The sequence below is a fragment of the Streptomyces nojiriensis genome (assembly GCF_017639205.1).
Taxonomy (GTDB): domain Bacteria; phylum Actinomycetota; class Actinomycetes; order Streptomycetales; family Streptomycetaceae; genus Streptomyces; species Streptomyces nojiriensis.
On sequence record NZ_CP071139.1, the window covers coordinates 2,104,522 to 2,125,143 of the forward strand.

Below are 20,622 nucleotides of genomic sequence, written 5' to 3' on the forward strand. Positions count from 1 at the left end.
CGCACGGGCCGGGCCCGCGGCCGGGGCCGGTCAGCGCACGACGGGCAGCGAGGCGGTCACCTCCTCCGGCAGCCCCACCGGCCAGGTGTGGACCGGATCGCCCTTGTGCATCAGCTCGCTGTACCTGCGGGTCGTCGCGGCCAGCGCCTCGTCCCGCTCCAGTCCGGCGGCGAGCGCCCGGTGGTAGGTGTCCACCTGCCAGGTCGCCCCGTTCACCCGGCGCCGGCAGCGCTCCTCGATGATGCCGAGGTAGTTGTCCCGGTCGGCGGGCTCGATCCCCCAGGCGTCCAGCCCCGCCGCCGCCATCGGCAGCAGCTCGTCCAGGACCAGCCGTACGGCGGGCACGCTCGCCAGCCCCCCGGCCCGGCCGCGGCGCGGCCACCGCAGCCGCGCGTCGATCCCGTACCGGCAGGCCGCGTCGAAGTTCGCCTCCGCCTCGGCGAAGGGCAGCCGGGTCCACACCGGACGCGGCTCGTCCGCGAGGGTGCGTACGAGCCCGTAGTAGAAGGCGGCGTTGGCGACGACATCGGCGACCGTCGGCCCGGCCGGCAGCACCCGGTTCTCCACCCGCAGGTGCGGCACCCCGTCGGCGACCCCGTACACGGGCCGGTTCCACCGGTAGACGGTGCCGTTGTGCAGGACCAGCTCCTGCAGCCCCGGTACCCCGCCCTCGGTGAGCACCCGCAGGGGCTCCTCCTCGTCGCATATCGGCAGCAGGGAGGGGAAGTAGCGGACGTTCTCGGCGAAGAGCTCGTACGCCGAGTCCACCCACCGCTCCCCGAACCAGGTGCGCGGCCGCACGCCCTGCGCCTGGAGCTCCGGCGGCCGGGTGTCGGTGGCCTGCGTGAACAGCGGCGGCCGCGACTCCCGCCACAGCTCGCGCCCGAACAGGAAGGGCGAGTTGGCGCCGACGGCTATCTGCGCCGCGGCCACCGCCTGCGCCGCGTTCCACACCGCCGAGAACCGGGCCGGGGTCACCTGCAGGTGCAGTTGCACGGAGGTGCAGGCGGCCTCCGGCACGATCGACCCGGAGGTCCAGATCAGCCGTTCGACCCCGTCGATGTCGAGTGTGAAGTCCTCCCCGCGCATCATCAGGATCTGCTCGTTGAGCAGCGAGTAGCGGTCCACCGCCGACAGGTTCGCGGCGACCAGGTCCGCGCGGGAGATCGTCGGCAGAATACCGATCATCACCACGCCGGCGTCGATCTCCGCGGCCTGCCGGTGGGCATAGCCCAGCCCCGCGCTGAGTTCCTCGGCGAGCCGGTCGAATACCCGGCCGCCGAGTCGGTGCGGAAGGACGTTCACCTCCAGATTGAACATTCCCAGTTCGGTCTGGAAATCGGGGCTCGCAATCCGCTCCAGCACCTGTGCATTCACCATTCTCGGCAACCCGTCGGCGCCCGCGAGATTCAGCTCGATCTCCAGTCCCATCATGTTCTTCGGGCGATCGAACCTCTTCTCCGCCAGGAGCCGCTCCAGTCCCTCCAGACACTCGTGGAGCTTCCTTCGATACCGCTGCCGATCGGACAGGTCGAATCCGCCCGCCACGACCTTCTCCCCCATCGAAGCGTCCCTCCTCGAGTGGGCCTGGCCCGGTACACCCAGGCGCGCGTTACGGTCGATGATGCCCCGGCAGCGTGATCCATAACGCGCGGGGGGCGTGCGTGACGAGGAGCGCGCGCCGGTTTGGCCGAAGGGCGCTTCGGCACATTCACCTGGCAAGTCGCGGTATGCAAATTCCGCTTCGACTTTGCCTGGTTGGGATAACCGAAGCTTTCCAGCCGAGCCCCCGTCCGGTAACCTCCGAGGTCAGCGCGACATGTTCGCGTGCATCGGGCATGAATGCCACGTCAGCGGGTCCGGTAAGCGCCTTGCCGGCAATAGCCGGGACAGCTAGCCGAAACACTGCGTGAACACATGTCGTATAAACTCCGCAAACGAGGCAGAGAGTTGGCGCGCGGCCATTGCCCCTCGGCCCCCCTCTGGCCCCAGAATGCGAGTCCGCACCTGCCCCCGTTCCACCGGTCTCCCAAGTGAGAGGCGACCCACCATGCCGCTGCATGTCCCTCCGGCCCCCGCGCCCGCCCTGCGCAGCGTCCTCGCGGCACTCGGTTCCCCCACCGCCGTCCACGAGGCGCACACCCCGGCCCTGCGCGCGATCCAGGGGCCGCTGACCGCCGAACTCCCGCTTCCGGTCCACGTTCTCGACCGGCTGGGCCTGTCCAACCTCGCGGCCGGCGGCAGGCCGCCGCGTACCCGGCTCACGGGCTGGCGGTTCCTGATCCGCAGCGGGGACCGCTACGTCGCGGCGGCCGACACCCGGCTGACTCCCGACGGCTGGGTCTTCTCCCATTTCTTCGAGGGCCCCTATGTCGCGGCCACCGAACGCGCCCTGCGCCAGGCGGAATCCCTCACCACCGGCTACCAGCCGCGGCTGCTTTCCGTTCCGGAGCTCTACATGCTGACCCTGTGGCTGCACGGGGCGGTGGGCGCGGACGCCGCCGCCGGGCTGCCGGCCGGCGAGGACCTGCTGGTGCCCCTCGCCCCGGCCCCGCCCGGCATCGCCCCGTACCGGCCGCATCCGGTCTCCGAGCTGCTGCCCGTACTGACCCGTCGACTGACCCCGTTGCCGGCGGCGGCGCCCCCCACGCTGGCCGCGCCCGCCGCCTGACCCGAATCACCCATCCGGCCTAGTCCGCCCGGGCCACTTGTGAACCATCCGAAATGACAGGGGAGTTGGCCTGAACCGCCCGCACGAGTGATGCGTCATCAATCTGTGAGGACGGCTGCCGGGAAATACCTGCGAAGCGGCTGTCATGGAGGAAGACTGATGACACGCTCCCCGCGGGTGCGGGGATGACCCAGGGGGACGGCCATGAATCACGCATCGAGCCGTAGCACGCAGACCACACCGCAGCGAAAGAACGCATCCATGTGCCAGCACCAGCCAGCCTGCCCGTCAGCCGAATCCGCCGACCGGGAGGCCGCGCGCCCGGTGGCCAACCACCCGGAGCAGGGCTGGAGCCTGCTGTGCAATGGCGTCCTGCTCTTCGAGGACACCGGTGAACTGCTGCCGGACGGCCAGATCATCGCCCCGCACCGCCCGCTCGCGGCGGCCTGACCGGCCCGGGCGATCGAGCTGTCCGGCCGGCCGTAGCGAACGGCGAAGGGGCCGGTCCGGGAGAGAGACTCTCCCGGACCGGCCCCTTGTTCATGTCGTACGACCGTCATACGGCGGTCGTACGACCCCGTTCACCTCAGGCGTCGTACTCGTCCAGCGGCGGGCAGGAGCACACCAGGTTGCGGTCACCGAACGCACCGTCGATGCGGCGCACCGGCGGCCAGTACTTCTCGGCGGCCGTGACCCCGCCCGGGAAGACGGCCTCGTCCCGGGTGTACGGGTGGTTCCACTCGCCGCCCAGCGCCGCCGCGGTGTGCGGGGAGTTCGCCAGCGGGTTGTCGTCCGCCGGCCACTCGCCGCCCGCGACCCGCTCGATCTCGCCGCGGATGGCGATCATCGCGTCGCAGAAGCGGTCGATCTCGGCGAGGTCCTCGGACTCCGTCGGCTCGATCATCAGCGTGCCGGCGACCGGGAAGGACATGGTCGGCGCGTGGAAGCCGTAGTCGATCAGGCGCTTGGCGATGTCGTCGACGCTCACGCCCGTGGCCTTCGACAGCGGCCGCAGGTCGATGATGCACTCGTGCGCGACCAGGTTGCCCGGGCCGGTGTAGAGCACCGGGTAGTGCGGCTCCAGGCGCTTGGCGATGTAGTTGGCGCCGAGCACCGCCACCTGGGTGGCGCGCTTGAGGCCCTCGCCGCCCATCAGGCGCACGTACGACCACGAGATCGGCAGGATGCCCGCCGAGCCCCACGGAGCGGCCGAGATCGGGCCGACGCCCGTCTGCGGACCCGCGGCCGGCTGGAGCGGGTGGTTCGGCAGGTACGGGGCCAGGTGCGCCCGGACACCGACCGGGCCGACGCCCGGACCGCCGCCGCCGTGCGGGATGCAGAAGGTCTTGTGCAGGTTCAGGTGCGAGACGTCGCCGCCGAAGTGACCCGGCTTCGCCAGGCCCACCAGGGCGTTCAGGTTGGCGCCGTCGACGTAGACCTGGCCGCCGGCCTCGTGCACCTGGGCGCAGATGTCGGCGACGTGCTCCTCGAACACACCGTGCGTCGAGGGGTAGGTGATCATCAGCACGGCGAGCTCGTCGCGGTGCTGCTCGATCTTGGCGCGCAGGTCGGCCGTGTCCACCTCGCCGTCGTCGGCGGTCTTGACGACGACGACCTTCATGCCGGCCATCACGGCGCTGGCGGCGTTGGTGCCGTGCGCGGAGGACGGGATCAGGCAGACGGTGCGCTGCTCGTCGCCGTTCGCCCGGTGGTAGGCCCGGACGGCCAGCAGGCCCGCGAGCTCACCCTGGGAGCCCGCGTTCGGCTGGATGGAGACCTTGTCGTAGCCGGTCACCTCGCAGAGACGTTCCTCCAGCTCGTTGATGAGCGTGAGGTAGCCCTCGGCCTGCTCCACCGGCGCGAAGGGGTGCAGCTGACCGAACTCGGGCCAGGTCACCGGCTCCATCTCGGTGGTCGCGTTGAGCTTCATGGTGCAGGAGCCCAGCGGGATCATGCCGCGGTCCAGCGCGTAGTCCTTGTCCGAGAGCTTGCGCAGGTAGCGCAGCATCGCGGTCTCGGAGCGGTGCTGGTGGAAGACCGGGTGGGTCAGGTACGCGTCCGAGCGCAGCAGACCCTCGGGCAGCGTGTCGACCGTGGTCGTGTCCAGCGCCTCGATGTCGGCCGTGACGCCGAAGGCGGCCCAGACGGCCTCGACGTCGGCGCGCAGGGTGGTCTCGTCGCAGGCGACGGAGACGAGGTCGGCGTCCACCTGGAACAGGTTGACCCCGCCCTCGCGGGCGGCGGCGACGACCTCGGCGGCACGGCCGGGCACGCGGGCGGTGATCGTGTCGAAGTACGAGCCGTGCACGATCTCGACCCCGCCTGCGGTCAGACCGGCGGCGAGCAGGGTGGCGTAGCGGTGGGTACGGCTCGCGATCGTCCGCAGGCCGTCCGGGCCGTGGTAGACGGCATACATGCCGGCCATGACGGCGAGCAGCACCTGCGCGGTACAGATGTTGCTGGTGGCCTTCTCACGGCGGATGTGCTGCTCACGGGTCTGCAGCGCCAGGCGGTAGGCCTTGTTGCCGTCCGCGTCCACGGAGACGCCGACGAGCCGGCCGGGCAGGGAGCGGGCGTGCTTGTCCTGGACGGCCATGTAACCGGCGTGCGGTCCGCCGAAGCCCATCGGGACGCCGAAGCGCTGGGTGGTGCCGACGGCGATGTCCGCGCCGAGCGCGCCCGGGGAGGTCAGCAGGGTGAGCGCGAGCAGGTCCGCGGCGACGGCGACGATGGCGCCGAGCTCGTGCGCCTGGTCGATGACCGGCTTGATGTCCCGCACGGCACCGGAGGCGCCGGGGTACTGGACCAGGACACCGTAGACGCCGCGCTCGGCGATCTCGGCCGGGATGCCGGCGGACAGGTCGGCGACGACGACCTCGATGCCGATCGGCTCGGCGCGGGTCTCGATGACGGCGATGGTCTGCGGCAGCGCGTCGGCGTCCACCAGGAAGACGTTGCCCTTGGACCTGCCCACGCGGCGGGCCAGGGTCATGGCCTCGGCGGCCGCGGTGCCCTCGTCGAGCAGCGAGGCGCCCGAGGTCGGCAGCCCGGTCAGCTCGGCGACGACCGTCTGGAAGTTCAGGAGCGCTTCGAGGCGGCCCTGGGAGATCTCCGGCTGGTAGGGCGTGTACGCCGTGTACCAGGCCGGGTTCTCCATGACGTTGCGGAGGATCACCGGCGGCGTGAAGGTCCCGTAGTAGCCGAGACCGATCATCGGCGAGAGGACCTGGTTGCGGTCGGCGAGCGAGCGCAGCTCGGCCAGCACCTCGGCCTCGGTGCGCGCCTCGGGCAGATCGAGCGCCTCGGCGGTCTTGATCACATCCGGGACCGCGGCAGCGGTCAGTTCGTCCAGGGAGCCGTAGCCCACCTGGGCGAGCATCTTCGCCTGCGCCTCGGCATCCGGGCCGATGTGGCGCTGTTCGAAGGGGATGCCTCGCTCCAGCTGGGAGAGCGGAATGCGGTTGGCGGTCATGTACGGAGGCCTCCTGGTCGTATGACCTGCGAGGGGCACCACGGCGCTGGCACCCGGACGGCCTCCCCCTCTGTCATCTGCACCTGAGAGTTTCACCGGAGTCACGGGGGTCTCCCGAGAGTTCCGGCTTTCACCGTCGGTGAGGAGGGGGACCGGCACTGCGCGCCCGGTACCCGCCCTGCTTTCCAGAGTGGCCTCGTCCGTGCGGTACGTATGCCTGAGAGATTCCGGGGAGGATTTGCTCCTTCGGCGCCTCCGTCTTGTTCACTCGGAGGACTCTCCCGCACAGGGTCGACAGCCGTTCACCAGCGTACCAGCGAGGATCTGAACCCTCCCCGAGTGGCCTCCGCTGCGGATATGCACTTCTGTAGTCATTACGGAGCAGTTGCGACCTTTTGGAGGGACCGTGCAGACCGACATCGATCCGCGCAGCCTGATCGGCCGCAAGGCGTTCGACCGCAATGGCACCAAGATCGGCACGATCGACGAGGTCTACCTCGACGATGCCACGGGCGTCCCGGAGTGGGCCGCGGTCCGGACGGGGCTCTTCAGCCGGGACGCCTTCGTCCCGCTGGAGCCGAGCGAGCTGGTGGGCGACACCCTGCGGGTGCCCTTCGAACGCGCCCTGATCAGGGACGCCCCGGACTTCGGTGTCGGGCGCCACCTCTCCCCCGAACAGGAGCTGCAGCTCTACCACCACTACGGACTGGACACGACCCTTCCGTCGGACTTCAACCGCGACTTCGGCCGCCTGGCGGGCGACGAAAGCTAGGGGGTCACGGGCTGTCCCCCACGAGCGGCAGCGGATCGGACGGCTCCAGCTCGGGGTCGTCCACCCGGAAGGTCCGCACCCGGCCGGGCTCCCATCCGGGCTGCTCGAACCGCACGGTCACCCGCCCGACCCCGCTGCCCTGCACCCATCCGGGCCCGTACACGGCATGGTGTACGTCGCTCCCAGCCGTCCAGCGCCGTTCGGGGGCAGGCTCCGGCCCCCCGGGCGGCTCGGGGGCCTCCGGGGCGCCCCCGGCCGCCACCGCCTCCCCTCCGGCCCCGTCCGTCCTGTCCGTCCTGTCCGCGCCGTCATTCCCCTCCGCCCCAGCCGCCCCGGCCGCCCTGGCCGCCCCTTCCGGCCCGGCCGCCTCGTCCGGCTCAGCGGCGAGCGACTGCGCGAACAGGTCCTCCTGCGTGTAGTCCGCCAGCCCGCTCACCCCCACTCCGAGCAGCCGCACCCCACCCGTGGTGTCCACGCCCTCCAGCAGCCGCGCCGCCGCCTCCCGCACCACCGCCGGATCGTCCGTGGGCCCCCGCAGGGTCTCGGACCGGGTCAGCGTGGAGAAGTCGTACCGCCTCACCTTGAGCACGATCGTGCGCCCCGAATGCCCAGAGCCCCGCAGCCGCTGCACGCACCGGTCGGCGAGCCGCTGGACCTCGCCGCGGATCCGTACCCGATCGTGCAGGTCCACGTCGAAGGTGTCCTCGACCGACACCGACTTCGCGTCCCGCTCCGCGACCACCGGCCGGTCGTCCAGCCCGAGCGCCATCCGGTACAGCCCGGCACCGGCCGCGCGGCCGACCATCCGGACCAGCTCGTCCTCCCCGGCCTCCGCCAGCTCCCCCACCGTGGTGATCCCGGCCCGGCGCAGGTGCTCGCCCGTGGCCGGACCCACCCCGGGCAGGGTCCGTACCGACATCGGCGCGAGCAGCTCGCGGTCCGTCCCCGGCTCGATCAGCAGCAGTCCGGCCGGCTTGGCCTCTTCGGAGGCCACCTTGGCCAGCATCTTCGACCCGGCGAGCCCCACCGACCCGCTGAGCCCCGTGGCGGCCCGGATGTCGGCCCGCAGCCGCTCCCCCGCCTGCCGCGCGCTGCGCGAGTCGAAGGCCACCCCGCCCGCCTCCAGGTCCACGAAGGCCTCGTCCAGGCTCAGGGGCTCCACCAGGGGCGACAGCTCCCGCAGCATGGCCATCACCACGTCGCTGACCTGCCGGTAGAGGCTGAAGCGGGGGATCAGGTACGCACCGTTCGGGCAGAGCCGCCGCGCCTGCCCCATCGGCATCGCGGAGTGCACCCCGAAGCGCCTGGCCTCGTACGATGCCGTGGCGACGACCCCGCGCGGCCCGAGGCCGCCCACGATGACGGCCTTGCCCCGCAGGCTCGGCTTCGACGCCTGCTCCACGGAGGCGTAGAAGGCGTCCATGTCCAGATGCAGGATGGTCGGCGCGGCTCTCACAGCCCGATGCTGCCCTACGCCACTGACAATGCCCCGGCTCGGGTCAGACGGCCCGGTTGCGGCGGGCGGCCAGCTCGTCCGTCGGGTTGTGCCGCACCAGCGTCTCGCCGGTGTCCACGCGCTCCCCGTGCAGCTGCGACAGCGCGCTCTCGACGTCGCGCCACACCACGCCCACCGCGATGCCGAAGACGCCCTGCCCGCCCTGCAACAGGCTCACGACCTGGTCCGGCGAGGTGCACTCGTACACGGTGGCGCCGTCGCTCATCAGCGTCATCCGTTCGAGGTCCGAGAGCTCCCGGTCGTGCAGGTGCTGGACCGCCGTGCGGATGTTCTGCAGCGCCACCCCGGTGTCCAGGAAGCGCTTGACGATCTTGAGGACCACGACGTCGCGGAAGCTGTAGAGCCGCTGCGTCCCCGCCCCGTAGGCGGCCCGCACGCTGGGCTCCACCAGCCCGGTCCGGGACCAGTAGTCGAGCTGCCGGTACGTGATGCCGGCCGCGGCGCACGCCGTCGGCCCGCGGTAGCCGATCCGGCCGGGCTCCGGGTCCGCGCCCACCGGTCCGACCGGCGTCGACTCCGGCTGACGGCGCGCGGAACCGACCGCACCGCCGTGCAGCGGGTACGGCCCAGCCTCACTCCGTGCGGGGGTGCCCCCGGTCGTACCGTCGCCCGTGATCCTCACGCCGACCCTCCGTCCTTGACCTGCCCACCTTGAAGGTAGGCAGTCACCAGGGGTGCGTCAACGATCGCCACACTCGGCACGCCGAGTGATAATCACCCTGAGAGTGGTTTCCCGTATCCCTTTACGGGGAAAGGCTAATCGAATGGGCTGAGGATGCCCGAGGACGACGCGGCCGACACCTCACTGCGGGCCGGTGCCGAAGTCCTCCGGCGAGATCTGGTCGAGGAACTCGCGGAACTTCTCCACCTCGTCCTCCTGCTCGTCCGGAATGGCGATTCCGGCGTCGTCCAGCACGCCGTCGCTCCCGTAGATCGGCGTCCCCGTCCGCAGGGCGAGGGCTATGGCGTCGGAAGGACGCGCACTCACCTCGACCCCGCTGGCGAAGACGAGCTCCGCGTAGAAGACGCCCTCCCGCAGATCCGTGATCCGGACCTCGGTGAGCTCCTCGCCGATCGCCTCCAGCACGTCCTTGAACAGGTCGTGCGTCAGCGGTCGGGCAGGGGCCATCCCCTGCTGCGCGAAGGCAATGGCGGTCGCCTCCCCTGGACCGATCCAGATGGGGAGGTACCGGTCGCCTCCCACTTCACGCAGGAGCACGATCGGTTGGTTGGAGGGCATTTCCACCCGGACACCCACAACGTCGAGCTCGTTCACACAGTAACCCTAGGACCTGCTCGACAGGTTTGGGTAGTCGGGCCCCCCACCTCAGGGCAGCCGGACCCCGAGAGCGGTCTGTACGAGCGCCTCGTGAAGCCGTACGGAGAGCCCCGCGAGCTCTTTCAGCGTGGCCTCCGCATGAGCCCTCGTCTGCGGATTGCGATGCCTGCGCAGCGGTGCCACCACCTGCTCCACCAGCCCCGCCTCCCGGTCCGCCGCAGCCTTCATCGCGCGCAGGTGCCGCGGCTCCAGCCCGAACCGGCCCAGGTCGGCCACCAGCCGGGCCACCGTGACCGCCCCGGCGTCGAATCCGCCGTCCGCGCCCTCGGTCAGCAGCCCGTACGACTCCCACTCGACCAGCTGTACCTCGTCCACCCCGGCGGCCTCGAGCAGCTCGGCCCGGCCCACCCGGGCCACGGTGGGCCGCTCCCGCCCCACTTCGCCGTAGACGGCCGCCGGTCCGGCGGGGTCGGCGGAGTCCCCGTGCGCGGTGGGCGCCGGAATGTGGATCTGCTCCCCGCGGGCGAGCGCGTCGAGCTGCTCGCGGATGACCTTCAGCGGCAGGTAGTGGTCGCGCTGCAGCCGCAGGATCCGAGCGAGCCGCTCCACGTCGTCGGTGCTGAACTTGCGATATCCCGAAGGGGTGCGCCGGGGCTCGACGAGCCCCTCCGCCTCCAGAAAACGGATCTTCGAGATGGTGACTTCGGGGAACTCGTCACGCAGCGTGGCGAGCACCGTGCCGATGCTCACCAGCCGCCCGGCCGGGCCGGCGGTGCCGGCGGTGCCACTTCGCGGGGCACCGCCGGTCGGGGTACGCAGCATGGAACCTTCCCTAAAAGGGTCAGATGCCCCGCAGGCTCGCGTAGAAGACCAGCCGGTACTTGCCGATCTGCACCTCGTCGCCGTTCTGCAGGGCGACGGAGTCGATCGGTTCACGGTTCACGTACGTGCCGTTGAGGCTGCCGACATCGGCGACGGTGAAGCCGCCCTCCTGGCTCCTGCGGAATTCGACATGGCGCCGGGAGACGGTGACGTCGTCCAGGAAGATGTCGCTCTGCGGGTGGCGGCCGGCCGTGGTCAGCTCGCCGTCCAGCAGGAAACGGCTCCCGGAGTTGGGACCGCGCCGCACGATGAGCAGAGCGGAACCGGGGGGCAGCGCTTCCACCGCGGCCTGCGCCTCGGGGGACAGCGAGGAGGACGACACGTGCGGTTGTCCGGACACCTCGGCCTCGTAGGCCTCGAGGCCCGAGATCGAGATCGTGGACGTGGTCTCCGAGGCACGCTCCGGCGTCAGACCCGCCCGCAGCGGCGCACCGCAGTTCGAGCAGAACCGACTGGCCGCATCGCTGCGGTGTCCGCACCTGCTGCAAATCTGCTCGGCCGACATGGACGGCTCCTCGCGCCGCGGATGCCCCGCGGATGCATTGGTGGCATACGGGTCGGGGGCAAACCCTCCACCCGCACTTGAGGTTGATGGTTCACCGAAACCTATGCGTCCGGTACCAGCAGGGTCAACAGCCGACGCGCCGGGGGCACCGGGAACATCACCCGCGCCGGCGACCTCGTCACGGAAGAGCGGCCGGTCGCCCTGCCCTTCCACGTCCCCGTGCGCGGCGCGATGCCGTGCCGCGCCGCCTTCCTCACGGTTCTTCTTGCCGAACAACTTCTCAAACAACTTCACGGGCGATTCCCCTTGACTGAAACAGACCCGCCCGTGGGGCAGGACGAACTCCGAATGCAGACACCTGCCGACCCGGACATTCTGACAACGTCCGTAACCACCAGACAGTTTCCACCACGCACCGCGACTTCGGTGCGCCGACCCCCCGCAGGCATCAGCCCGCGTGGACCGCTCCACCCTTCACTCCGATTCATCACGATGACGACCGAGCGTAGTCAGGCTGCTTCGCAGCCCGCAAGGCATCCACAACGATCTTCGCCGACCGTGTGACGGCGACGGTGGCCTGCTCCTTCTCCAGCGTCTGGACGACACCGCCGGGGATGTTCAGCGCGGGCTCCAGATCCTGGGGCTTGCCGATCACCTTGAACTCATAGGGTTGTGTGATCTTCTTGCCGTCGATGGCGACCCCGCCGTTCTCGTCCGAGAAGTACGAGCCCGCCACGATGCGCACCCCGTTGATCTGGATCGCCTCGGCCCCGGCCGCCCGCAGCTCCTGAAGCGTGTCCAGCAGCTGGTCGGACTGCACCTGACCCGTGGGATCCGTGATCTTCAGCGTGATGCCCGGCCCCTGGGCTGCCACCGTACCGGCCAGGATGCCGAGTTGGCGTTCCTTCTCGACGGTCTGCCTACGGGCCTCCTCGGCCTGGTTGGAGCTGCTCTCCAGCTCCTTGCGCTGGTCCTCCAGCCGCTGCTTCTCGTCCTCCAGTCGCTTGGTCCGCCCGTCGAGCTCGTCGAGGATCCGCACGAGGTCCTCCTGGCGGGCCCCGCGCAGCGCGCTGGAGTCGCTGTTGGACCGGACCTGGATCGCCAGACCCAGCCCCAGGACGAACAGCAGCAGCGCGACGATCAGTTGGGCCCGGCTCACCCGCGGCGGCCACAGCCCGGCCGCGAGCCGCTGCCGGCCGGTCTCCTCCGGCTGCCCCGGTACTTCCTTGGACGGCTCCGACGGCTCCGGTGGTTCCGGCGACTGCGGAGGTTGTGGCGACTGCGGGGACTCCGAGGACCGCGGCGGTCGCAGGGACTCCGGAGACTGCGGGGTCTCCGGCTCCGTGGGGGGCTCCGGGGTCTGCGGCGCCTTGGGAGGCTCCGGGGCCTCCGGGGCCTCCGGGGTCTTCGGCGCCTTGGGGGGCTCCGGCGGCCGGCCCGCGCCCCCCTGCTCCTCGGGGCTGTCGTTCGTACTCATCGGCCTCACGCCCGGAACACGTGCCGGCGGATGGCCGCGGCGTTGGAGAAGATGCGGATGCCGAGGACCACGACCACACCCGTGGACAGCTGCGAGCCGACCCCGAGCTTGTCGCCGAGGAAGACGATCAGCGCGGCGACGACGACGTTCGACAGGAACGACACCACGAAGACCTTGTCCACGAAGATGCCGTCCAGCATCGCGCGGAGGCCGCCGAACACCGCGTCCAGCGCCGCCACCACGGCGATCGGCAGATATGGCTCCACCACGGCCGGCACTTCGGGCCGGACCAGAAGTCCGGCCACCACTCCGGCCAAGAGGCCCAGTACCGCGATCACGATGCACCCTTCTGCTGCTCTGCCGGTGTAGCTGTACGTACGGTCAGGCTCGACGCGGCCGGCAACCGCAGGTCGTCCGCCGGAGACAGGGCGTAACGGATCCCGTAGCTCTCCTGCAGCACGTGCAGGTACTGTCCGTCCGCCGAGTCCTGGAAGGCCGTGCCGAGCCGTTTCTTGTCCCCCACCGTCAGCACTTCGTACGGCGGCACCAGCGGCCTGTTGTCGACCAGTATCGCGTCACCCGCGGCCCTGATCGCCGACAGTTCCGTCAGCCGCTGTCCGTTGATGGAGATGGCCTCCGCCCCGGACTGCCAGAGCCCGTTGACGATCTTCTGCAGGTCACGGTCGCGGAGCCGCCCGGTGTCCGAGAAACCGGAGCTCTCGCGCGGTTTGCCACCGCCGCCCGACGAGGCGCCCTTCGCGTCGTCCACCACCAGCTTGACCCCCGGCCCGTGGACCTCCGTGGCGCCCGCCAGGAGGGCCACGAGCTCGCCCTGGCCCCCGCCGGGCTGCTTCAGCGCCGCACGCTGGCGGGCCGCCACATCGGTCCTGAGGCGGTCGATGTCACGCTCCAGGCCGTGCGCGCGGTCGTCCGCCCGCTCCACCCGGTCGATCAGTTCCTGACGCTCCTTGGCCAGCACCGGCGCGGCTATCCGCGCCTCGGCCGCACCGAGCGTGACGACCATGGCGGTGACGACGAGCCCCGCGGCGAGCCCCAATTTGGCCTTGAGGGTCCGCGGCATACCCGCCGTACCCTCCGCCTCGCGCCGGGCCGAGGCCTCCGCGTAGCCCTCGTCGAGGCTGTGGTCCATCACGTGCGTCAGCAGCGACATGGAAGCGTCCGGGCGCGCGGGCACAGGAGACGCCGGAGTCCGGTTGTGGGGCGGCTGCGACATGCCGCACATCGTCGCATGTCGGCAGCGCAGTCACCCAATGCGTCCATCCGGTGGGCCGGGCAGGGACTCCCCGCACCCGGCCCACCGGACTTCCGCCTATGTCATCGCGCGCCCGGCGCCTACTGCCCGGCGCCCTCCACGACGCCCGCCCACTCGTCGAGCAGGGCCTGCGCGGTGCCGTCGTCGGGGCCCTCGGCCCACAGGTGGGTGACCGCTTCCGCCGGATCCGGCAGGACCAGCGCCCACCGTCCGTCGGCCTCGACCACCCGCACCCCGTCGGTGGTGTCCACCTGCCGGTCGCCGGCCGCCTCCACGACCCGCCGCATGACGAGCCCCTTCACCGCCCACGGCGTCGAAACGTCCCGCCTGAGCACATGGGCCCGCGGGATCCGGGCGTCGATCTGGCTCAGGGTGAGCTGCGTACGCGCCACCAGCCCGAGCAGCTGCACGAAGGCGGCTGAACCGTCGAAGACGCTGCTGAATTCCGGAACGATGAAGCCGCCCCGGCCGTCTCCTCCGAAGATGGTGTTCTCCGCCCGCCCGACCCGGGTGAGGTCGTCGGGCGAGGTCGTCGTCCACTCGACCTGCGTGCCGTGGTAGGCGGCCACCTGCTCGGCCACCCTGGTCGTGGTCACCGGCAGCGCGACCTTGCCGCTGCGCTTCTCCGCGGCCACCAGGTCGAGCATCACGAGCAGCGCCCGGTCGTCCTCGATGATCCGCCCGCGCTCGTCCACGAGGGAGATCCGCTCGCCCACCGGGTCGAACCGGACGCCGAAGGCCGCCCGCGCCGAAGCCACGATCTCCCCCAGCCGCACCAGCCCGGCCCGCCGGGACTCCCTGGTCTCCGTCGGCCTGGACTCGTCGAGCCCTGGATTGATCGTCAGCGCGTCCACACCGAGCCGGCCCAGCAGGCTGGGCAGAACGAGCCCGGCGCTTCCGTTCGAGGCGTCCACGACCACCTTGAGCCCGGCGTCGCCGATGCCGGTGGTGTCCACCCGCCGCAGCAGCGAGCCGGTGTAGGCGTCGAAGACACTGCCCGGGAACTGCAGGTCTCCGATCTCTCCGGGGAACGCCCGACGGTACTCCTGGCGTGCGTAGACCCGGTCCAGCTTGCGCTGCCCCTGGAGCGAGAGGTCCGCTCCCCGCTCGTCCAGGAACATGATGTCCACGGAGTCCGGCACACCCGGCGAGGTCCGCAGTACGATCCCGCCGGCGCTGCCGCGCGCGGTCTGCTGCCGTGCCACCGGCAGCGGTACGTTCTCCAGGTCCCGTACGTTGATGGCGCTGGCCTGGAGCGCGGAGATCACGGCTCGCTTGAGCGCCCTGGCGCCTCGCGAGTGGTCACGGGCCGTGGTGACGGTCGCCCCCTTCTTCAGGGTCGTGGCGTACGCGCCGGCGAGCCGGACCACCACCTCGGGAGTGATCTCCACGTTCAGGATTCCGGAGACCCCACGCGCGCCGAACAGGTGCGCCTGGCCGCGGGACTCCCAGATCACCGACTCGTTGACGACGGCGCCGGCCTCGATGGTCTTGAAGGGGTAGACCCGTACGTTCCCCTGGACGATCGATTCCTCACCGATGAGGCACTCGTCGCCGATGACGGCCCCGTCCTCGATCCGCGCGGCCCGCATGATGTCGGTGTTCTTGCCGATGACACAGCCGCGGAGATTGCTGTGGGGTCCGATGTACACGTTGTCGTGGACGACGGCCCGGTGCAGGAAGGCCCCGCCCTTGACGACGACGTTCGACCCGATGACGGTGTGCTCGCGGATCTCCGCGCCCGCTTCGACCTTGGCGTAGTCCCCGATGTAGAGCGGCCCGCGCAGCACCGCGTCGGGGCTCACCTCGGCCCCTTCGGCGATCCACACCCCGGGGGAGATCTCGAAGCCGTCCATCTCGATCTGGACCTTGCCCTCGAGCACGTCGGCCTGCGCCTTCACGTAGCTCTCGTGCGTGCCGACGTCCTCCCAGTAGCCCTCGGCGACGTAGCCGAAGATGGGCCGGCCTTCCTTCATCAGCTGTGGGAAGACATCACCGGACCAGTCGACGGAGACATCGGGATCCACGTAGTTGAAGACCTCGGGCTCCATGACGTAAATGCCGGTGTTGACGGTGTCCGAGAACACCTGCCCCCAGGTCGGCTTCTCCAGGAACCGCTCGACCTTGCCTTCCTCGTCCACGATCGTGATGCCGAATTCCAGCGGGTTCGGCACCCGGGTCAGGCACACCGTGACGAGGGCGCCCTTCTCCTTGTGGAAGCGGATCAGGTCGGTGAGGTCGAAGTCGGTGAGCGCGTCGCCGGAAATGACGACGAAGGCATCGTCCTTCAGAGCCTCCTCGGCATTCTTCACACTGCCGGCGGTCCCGAGTGGCTTCTCCTCGTGGGCGTAGGTGAGCTCCATTCCGAGCTCTTCGCCATCCCCGAAATAGTTCTTGACGAGTGACGCCAGGAACTGCACGGTGACCACGGTCTCGCTGAGCCCATGACGCTTGAGCAGCCTGAGCACATGCTCCATGATCGGCCGGTTGGCCACCGGCAGGAGCGGCTTGGGCATGCTCGATGTCATGGGGCGAAGACGCGTGCCCTCGCCACCGGCCATCACGACGGCCTTCATGTCGGAAGAGTCCTCCTTGGGAGACGACAGTCGTGCCGACCCTCACCCGTCTCGGTCGGTGACTCCGCAACTCCTCCGCGTCATCCGGCGCCGGGCGGGCTCAATCGGCCGTGGTGTCAGCCTTCACCAGACGGCGGACTTGAACCACGTAAAGGATTCCTGCCCACCAGTAGAGGGTTGTACCCCATACAGCGAACGCCCATCCGAAAACTGAGGCCAACCAGGCCAACCAGCCGCTTCCGTCACTGAGCAGCAGCAAGGGAAACGCGTACATCAGGTTGAAGGTGGCGGCCTTGCCGAGGAAGTTGACCTGCGGCGGCGGATATCCGTGACGGCGCAGGATCCACACCATGACCAGCAACATCAGCTCGCGCGCGAGCAACGCTCCGGTGAGCCACAGCGGCAGAATCTCGCGATAAGTCAGACCGAAGAGCGTCGACAGGACGTACAGCCGGTCCGCGGCAGGATCGAGCAGCCGGCCGAGCTTGCTGATCTGATTCCAGCGCCGTGCGAGCTTCCCGTCGAGGTAGTCGCTGATCCCGCTGAGCATGAGGACGGCCAGGGCCCACCCGTCGTACTCCGCGAGGATCAGCCACAAGAACAGGGGCACGCCGGCCAGGCGAGCCATGCTCAGGATGTTCGGAATGGTGAAAATTCGGTCAGTCTGAACCCGAGTCTCCTGGACCTCCACCCGGGGGCCTCCACTGTGACTGTAGAAATGGTGGTCGTTCGATGCCCCCTGACCCTACAGGAGACCGCACACGTGTCCTGAACGCAGAAAAGCCCCGCACCGAACCCTGAACGGGTTGGTGCGGGGCTTTCCCACAATGATTGTTCGGCGGCGTCCTACTCTCCCACAGGGTCCCCCCTGCAGTACCATCGGCGCTGAAAGGCTTAGCTTCCGGGTTCGGAATGTAACCGGGCGTTTCCCTAACGCTATGACCACCGAAACACTATGAAATTTGAACACGCTGGTGTTGACACAGCTGTTCGTTATTTCAGAACTAACACAGTGGACGCGAGCAACTGAGGACAAGCCCTCGGCCTATTAGTACCAGTCAGCTTCACCCGTTACCGGGCTTCCACATCTGGCCTATCAACCCAGTCGTCTACTGGGAGCCTTACCCTCTCAAGGAGGTGGGAATACTCATCTTGAAGCAGGCTTCCCGCTTAGATGCTTTCAGCGGTTATCCCTCCCGAACGTAGCCAACCAGCCATGCCCTTGGCAGGACAACTGGCACACCAGAGGTTCGTCCGTCCCGGTCCTCTCGTACTAGGGACAGCCCTTCTCAATATTCCTACGCGCACAGCGGATAGGGACCGAACTGTCTCACGACGTTCTAAACCCAGCTCGCGTACCGCTTTAATGGGCGAACAGCCCAACCCTTGGGACCGACTCCAGCCCCAGGATGCGACGAGCCGACATCGAGGTGCCAAACCATCCCGTCGATATGGACTCTTGGGGAAGATCAGCCTGTTATCCCCGGGGTACCTTTTATCCGTTGAGCGACGGCGCTTCCACAAGCCACCGCCGGATCACTAGTCCCGACTTTCGTCCCTGCTCGACCCGTCGGTCTCACAGTCAAGCTCCCTTGTGCACTTACACTCAACACCTGATTGCCAACCAGGCTGAGGGAACCTTTGGGCGCCTCCGTTACCCTTTGGGAGGCAACCGCCCCAGTTAAACTACCCATCAGACACTGTCCCTGATCCGGATCACGGACCGAGGTTAGACATCCAGCACGACCAGAGTGGTATTTCAACGGCGACTCCACAACCACTGGCGTGGCTGCTTCAAAGTCTCCCACCTATCCTACACAAGCCGAACCGAACACCAATATCAAACTGTAGTAAAGGTCCCGGGGTCTTTCCGTCCTGCTGCGCGAAACGAGCATCTTTACTCGTAGTGCAATTTCACCGGGCCTATGGTTGAGACAGTCGAGAAGTCGTTACGCCATTCGTGCAGGTCGGAACTTACCCGACAAGGAATTTCGCTACCTTAGGATGGTTATAGTTACCACCGCCGTTTACTGGCGCTTAAGTTCTCAGCTTCGCAACCCCGAAAGGTCACTAACCGGTCCCCTTAACGTTCCAGCACCGGGCAGGCGTCAGTCCGTATACATCGCCTTACGGCTTCGCACGGACCTGTGTTTTTAGTAAACAGTCGCTTCTCGCTGGTCTCTGCGGCCACCCCCAGCTCACGGAGCAAGTCCGATCACCAGTGATGGCCCCCCTTCTCCCGAAGTTACGGGGGCATTTTGCCGAGTTCCTTAACCATAGTTCACCCGAACGCCTCGGTATTCTCTACCTGACCACCTGAGTCGGTTTAGGGTACGGGCCGCCATGAAACTCGCTAGAGGCTTTTCTCGACAGCATAGGATCATCCACTTCACCACAATCGGCTCGGCATCAGGTCTCAGCCTTAATGAGGGACGGATTTGCCTACCCCTCGGCCTACACCCTTACCCCGGGACTACCACCGCCCGGGCTGGACTACCTTCCTGCGTCACCCCATCGCTTACCTACTACAAGTCTGGTTCGTCGGCTCCACCACTTTCCTTTCCCCGAAGGGTCCGGAACGGCTTCACGGACTTAGCATCGCCTGATTCGATATTGGGCGTTTCAAAGCGGGTACCGGAATATCAACCGGTTGTCCATCGACTACGCCTGTCGGCCTCGCCTTAGGTCCCGACTTACCCTGGGCAGATCAGCTTGACCCAGGAACCCTTAGTCAATCGGCGCACACGTTTCTCACGTGTGTATCGCTACTCATGCCTGCATTCTCACTCGTGAACCGTCCACAACTAGCTTCCGCTGCTGCTTCACCCGGCACACGACGCTCCCCTACCCATCACAGCAGGCGTTGGCCCTATTGCTGCAATGACACGACTTCGGCGGTACGCTTGAGCCCCGCTACATTGTCGGCGCGGAATCACTTGACCAGTGAGCTATTACGCACTCTTTCAAGGGTGGCTGCTTCTAAGCCAACCTCCTGGTTGTCTCTGCGACTCCACATCCTTTCCCACTTAGCGTACGCTTAGGGGCCTTAGTCGATGCTCTGGGCTGTTTCCCTCTCGACCATGGAGCTTATCCCCCACAGTCTCACTGCCGTGCTCTCACTTACCGGCATTCGGAGTTTGGCTAAGGTCAGTAACCCGGTAGGGCCCATCGCCTATCCAGTGCTCTACCTCCGGCAAGAAACACACGACGCTGCACCTAAATGCATTTCGGGGAGAACCAGCTATCACGGAGTTTGATTGGCCTTTCACCCCTAACCACAGGTCATCCCCCAGGTTTTCAACCCTGGTGGGTTCGGTCCTCCACGAAGTCTTACCTCCGCTTCAACCTGCCCATGGCTAGATCACTCCGCTTCGGGTCTAGAGCGTGCAACTCAATCGCCCTATTCGGACTCGCTTTCGCTACGGCTTCCCCACACGGGTTAACCTCGCTACACACCGCTAACTCGCAGGCTCATTCTTCAAAAGGCACGCAGTCACGACCGTCATTCCGAAGAATAACGGCGACGCTCCCACGGCTTGTAGGCACACGGTTTCAGGTACTATTTCACTCCGCTCCCGCGGTACTTTTCACCATTCCCTCACGGTACTATCCGCTATCGGTCACCAGGGAATATTTAGGCTTAGCGGGTGGTCCCGCCAGATTCACACGGGATTTCTCGGGCCCCGTGCTACTTGGGAGATGAGCAAGCAAGCCGCTGATGTTTCGTCTACGGGGGTCTTACCCTCTACGCCGGACCTTTCGCATGTCCTTCGACTACATCAACGGTTTCTGACTCGCCGACCGGCCGGCAGACCGATCAAGCTCATTCCCACAACCCCGCATGCGCAACCCCTGCCGGGTATCACACGCATACGGTTTGGCCTCATCCGGTTTCGCTCGCCACTACTCCCGGAATCACGGTTGTTTTCTCTTCCTGAGGGTACTGAGATGTTTCACTTCCCCTCGTTCCCTCCACACTGCCTATGTGTTCAGCAGTGGGTGACAGCCCATGACGACTGCCGGGTTTCCCCATTCGGACACCCCCGGATCAAAGCTCAGTTGGCAGCTCCCCGGGGCCTATCGCGGCCTCTCACGTCCTTCATCGGTTCCTGGTGCCAAGGCATCCACCGTGCGCCCTTAAAAACTTGGCCACAGATGCTCGCGTCCACTGTGTAGTTCTCAAACAACGACCAGCCACC

The 20,622-nt window shown here is 68.0% G+C and carries 15 protein-coding genes, 2 rRNA genes and 1 riboswitch; of the genes, 3 read left to right on the forward strand and 14 right to left on the reverse strand.

Going from position 1 to position 20,622, the window contains the following annotated elements; all coding sequences use genetic code 11:
• Nucleotides 1–30: 30 nt before the first annotated feature.
• On the reverse strand, nucleotides 31–1,563 hold the full coding sequence (locus JYK04_RS09860) for a glutamate-cysteine ligase family protein (RefSeq protein ID WP_189746217.1): 1,533 nt from the start codon (nucleotides 1,561–1,563) through the stop codon (nucleotides 31–33).
• Between the two features lie 487 nt (nucleotides 1,564–2,050).
• Between JYK04_RS09860 and JYK04_RS09865 the strand changes: the two genes are divergently transcribed.
• The gene (locus JYK04_RS09865) at nucleotides 2,051–2,671 is read left to right on the forward strand and encodes a hypothetical protein (RefSeq protein ID WP_189746219.1); all 621 of its coding nucleotides are present in this window, start codon (nucleotides 2,051–2,053) and stop codon (nucleotides 2,669–2,671) included.
• A 261-nt stretch (nucleotides 2,672–2,932) separates the two neighbouring features.
• Complete coding sequence (locus JYK04_RS09870; RefSeq protein WP_030009772.1) at nucleotides 2,933–3,121, forward strand: DUF5999 family protein; 189 nt, start codon at nucleotides 2,933–2,935, stop codon at nucleotides 3,119–3,121.
• 136 nt (nucleotides 3,122–3,257) lie between these two features.
• On the opposite strand, the gene gcvP is transcribed toward JYK04_RS09870, so the two are convergent.
• A complete protein-coding gene (gene gcvP / locus JYK04_RS09875) occupies nucleotides 3,258–6,143 on the reverse strand; it encodes an aminomethyl-transferring glycine dehydrogenase (protein WP_189746221.1) in 2,886 nt (961 codons plus the stop codon).
• Between the two features lie 195 nt (nucleotides 6,144–6,338).
• A riboswitch (glycine riboswitch) is annotated at nucleotides 6,339–6,437 on the reverse strand.
• A gap of 112 nt (nucleotides 6,438–6,549) precedes the next feature.
• Here gcvP and JYK04_RS09880 point away from each other — a divergent pair.
• Nucleotides 6,550–6,915, forward strand: a complete 366-nt coding sequence (locus tag JYK04_RS09880; RefSeq protein WP_189746224.1) for a PRC-barrel domain-containing protein — start codon at nucleotides 6,550–6,552, stop codon at nucleotides 6,913–6,915.
• A gap of 4 nt (nucleotides 6,916–6,919) precedes the next feature.
• Here the strand turns inward: JYK04_RS09880 and JYK04_RS09885 are convergent, their stop codons facing one another.
• The 12 genes from JYK04_RS09885 to JYK04_RS09940 all read right to left on the reverse strand — a co-directional run bounded on the left by JYK04_RS09885 (nucleotide 6,920) and on the right by JYK04_RS09940 (nucleotide 20,574).
• Complete coding sequence (locus tag JYK04_RS09885) at nucleotides 6,920–8,371, reverse strand: DNA polymerase IV (RefSeq protein WP_189746226.1); 1,452 nt, start codon at nucleotides 8,369–8,371, stop codon at nucleotides 6,920–6,922.
• A 43-nt stretch (nucleotides 8,372–8,414) separates the two neighbouring features.
• On the reverse strand, nucleotides 8,415–9,053 hold the full coding sequence (locus tag JYK04_RS09890) for a MerR family transcriptional regulator (protein WP_189746228.1): 639 nt from the start codon (nucleotides 9,051–9,053) through the stop codon (nucleotides 8,415–8,417).
• 180 nt (nucleotides 9,054–9,233) lie between these two features.
• Complete coding sequence (locus tag JYK04_RS09895) at nucleotides 9,234–9,707, reverse strand: bifunctional nuclease family protein (protein WP_030009777.1); 474 nt, start codon at nucleotides 9,705–9,707, stop codon at nucleotides 9,234–9,236.
• Nucleotides 9,708–9,758: 51 nt separating this feature from the next.
• Entirely contained in the window at nucleotides 9,759–10,532 is a 774-nt protein-coding gene (gene ftsR, locus JYK04_RS09900) for a transcriptional regulator FtsR (RefSeq protein ID WP_189746230.1), read from the reverse strand.
• 19 nt (nucleotides 10,533–10,551) lie between these two features.
• Nucleotides 10,552–11,499 carry an FHA domain-containing protein gene (locus JYK04_RS41115; RefSeq protein ID WP_229876799.1) on the reverse strand — a complete coding sequence of 316 codons (948 nt, stop codon included), beginning with the start codon at nucleotides 11,497–11,499 and terminating at the stop codon, nucleotides 10,552–10,554.
• Between the two features lie 85 nt (nucleotides 11,500–11,584).
• Nucleotides 11,585–12,574: a DUF881 domain-containing protein gene (locus tag JYK04_RS09910; RefSeq protein WP_189746232.1), complete on the reverse strand. Its 990-nt coding sequence runs from the start codon at nucleotides 12,572–12,574 to the stop codon at nucleotides 11,585–11,587.
• A gap of 5 nt (nucleotides 12,575–12,579) precedes the next feature.
• Nucleotides 12,580–12,912: a small basic family protein gene (locus JYK04_RS09915; protein WP_030010496.1), complete on the reverse strand. Its 333-nt coding sequence runs from the start codon at nucleotides 12,910–12,912 to the stop codon at nucleotides 12,580–12,582.
• Complete coding sequence (locus tag JYK04_RS09920) at nucleotides 12,909–13,817, reverse strand: DUF881 domain-containing protein (RefSeq protein WP_189746234.1); 909 nt, start codon at nucleotides 13,815–13,817, stop codon at nucleotides 12,909–12,911. Before JYK04_RS09920 ends, JYK04_RS09915 begins: the two co-directional genes overlap by 4 nt.
• 110 nt (nucleotides 13,818–13,927) lie before the next feature.
• Nucleotides 13,928–16,423: a mannose-1-phosphate guanyltransferase gene (locus JYK04_RS09925; RefSeq protein WP_189746236.1), complete on the reverse strand. Its 2,496-nt coding sequence runs from the start codon at nucleotides 16,421–16,423 to the stop codon at nucleotides 13,928–13,930.
• 100 nt (nucleotides 16,424–16,523) lie between these two features.
• Entirely contained in the window at nucleotides 16,524–17,114 is a 591-nt protein-coding gene (gene clsA, locus JYK04_RS09930; protein ID WP_189746238.1) for a cardiolipin synthase ClsA, read from the reverse strand.
• Between the two features lie 142 nt (nucleotides 17,115–17,256).
• Nucleotides 17,257–17,373 (reverse strand): 5S ribosomal RNA (gene rrf, locus JYK04_RS09935).
• 78 nt (nucleotides 17,374–17,451) lie between these two features.
• Nucleotides 17,452–20,574 (reverse strand): 23S ribosomal RNA (locus JYK04_RS09940).
• Between the last annotated feature and the right edge of the window lie 48 nt (nucleotides 20,575–20,622).

Excerpts from the sequence above, each read along its gene's own strand:
- ftsR (WP_189746230.1), bottom strand. The coding sequence starts at position 10,532 with ATGCTGCGTACCCCGACCGGCGGTGCCCCGCGAAGTGGCACCGCCGGC.
- JYK04_RS09910 (WP_189746232.1), bottom strand. The coding sequence starts at position 12,574 with ATGAGTACGAACGACAGCCCCGAGGAGCAGGGGGGCGCGGGCCGGCCG.
- JYK04_RS09860 (WP_189746217.1), bottom strand. The coding sequence starts at position 1,563 with ATGGGGGAGAAGGTCGTGGCGGGCGGATTCGACCTGTCCGATCGGCAG.
- gcvP (WP_189746221.1), bottom strand. The coding sequence starts at position 6,143 with ATGACCGCCAACCGCATTCCGCTCTCCCAGCTGGAGCGAGGCATCCCC.
- JYK04_RS09920 (WP_189746234.1), bottom strand. The coding sequence starts at position 13,817 with ATGTGCGGCATGTCGCAGCCGCCCCACAACCGGACTCCGGCGTCTCCT.
- JYK04_RS09870 (WP_030009772.1), top strand. The coding sequence starts at position 2,933 with ATGTGCCAGCACCAGCCAGCCTGCCCGTCAGCCGAATCCGCCGACCGG.
- JYK04_RS09925 (WP_189746236.1), bottom strand. The coding sequence starts at position 16,423 with ATGAAGGCCGTCGTGATGGCCGGTGGCGAGGGCACGCGTCTTCGCCCC.
- JYK04_RS09865 (WP_189746219.1), top strand. The coding sequence starts at position 2,051 with ATGCCGCTGCATGTCCCTCCGGCCCCCGCGCCCGCCCTGCGCAGCGTC.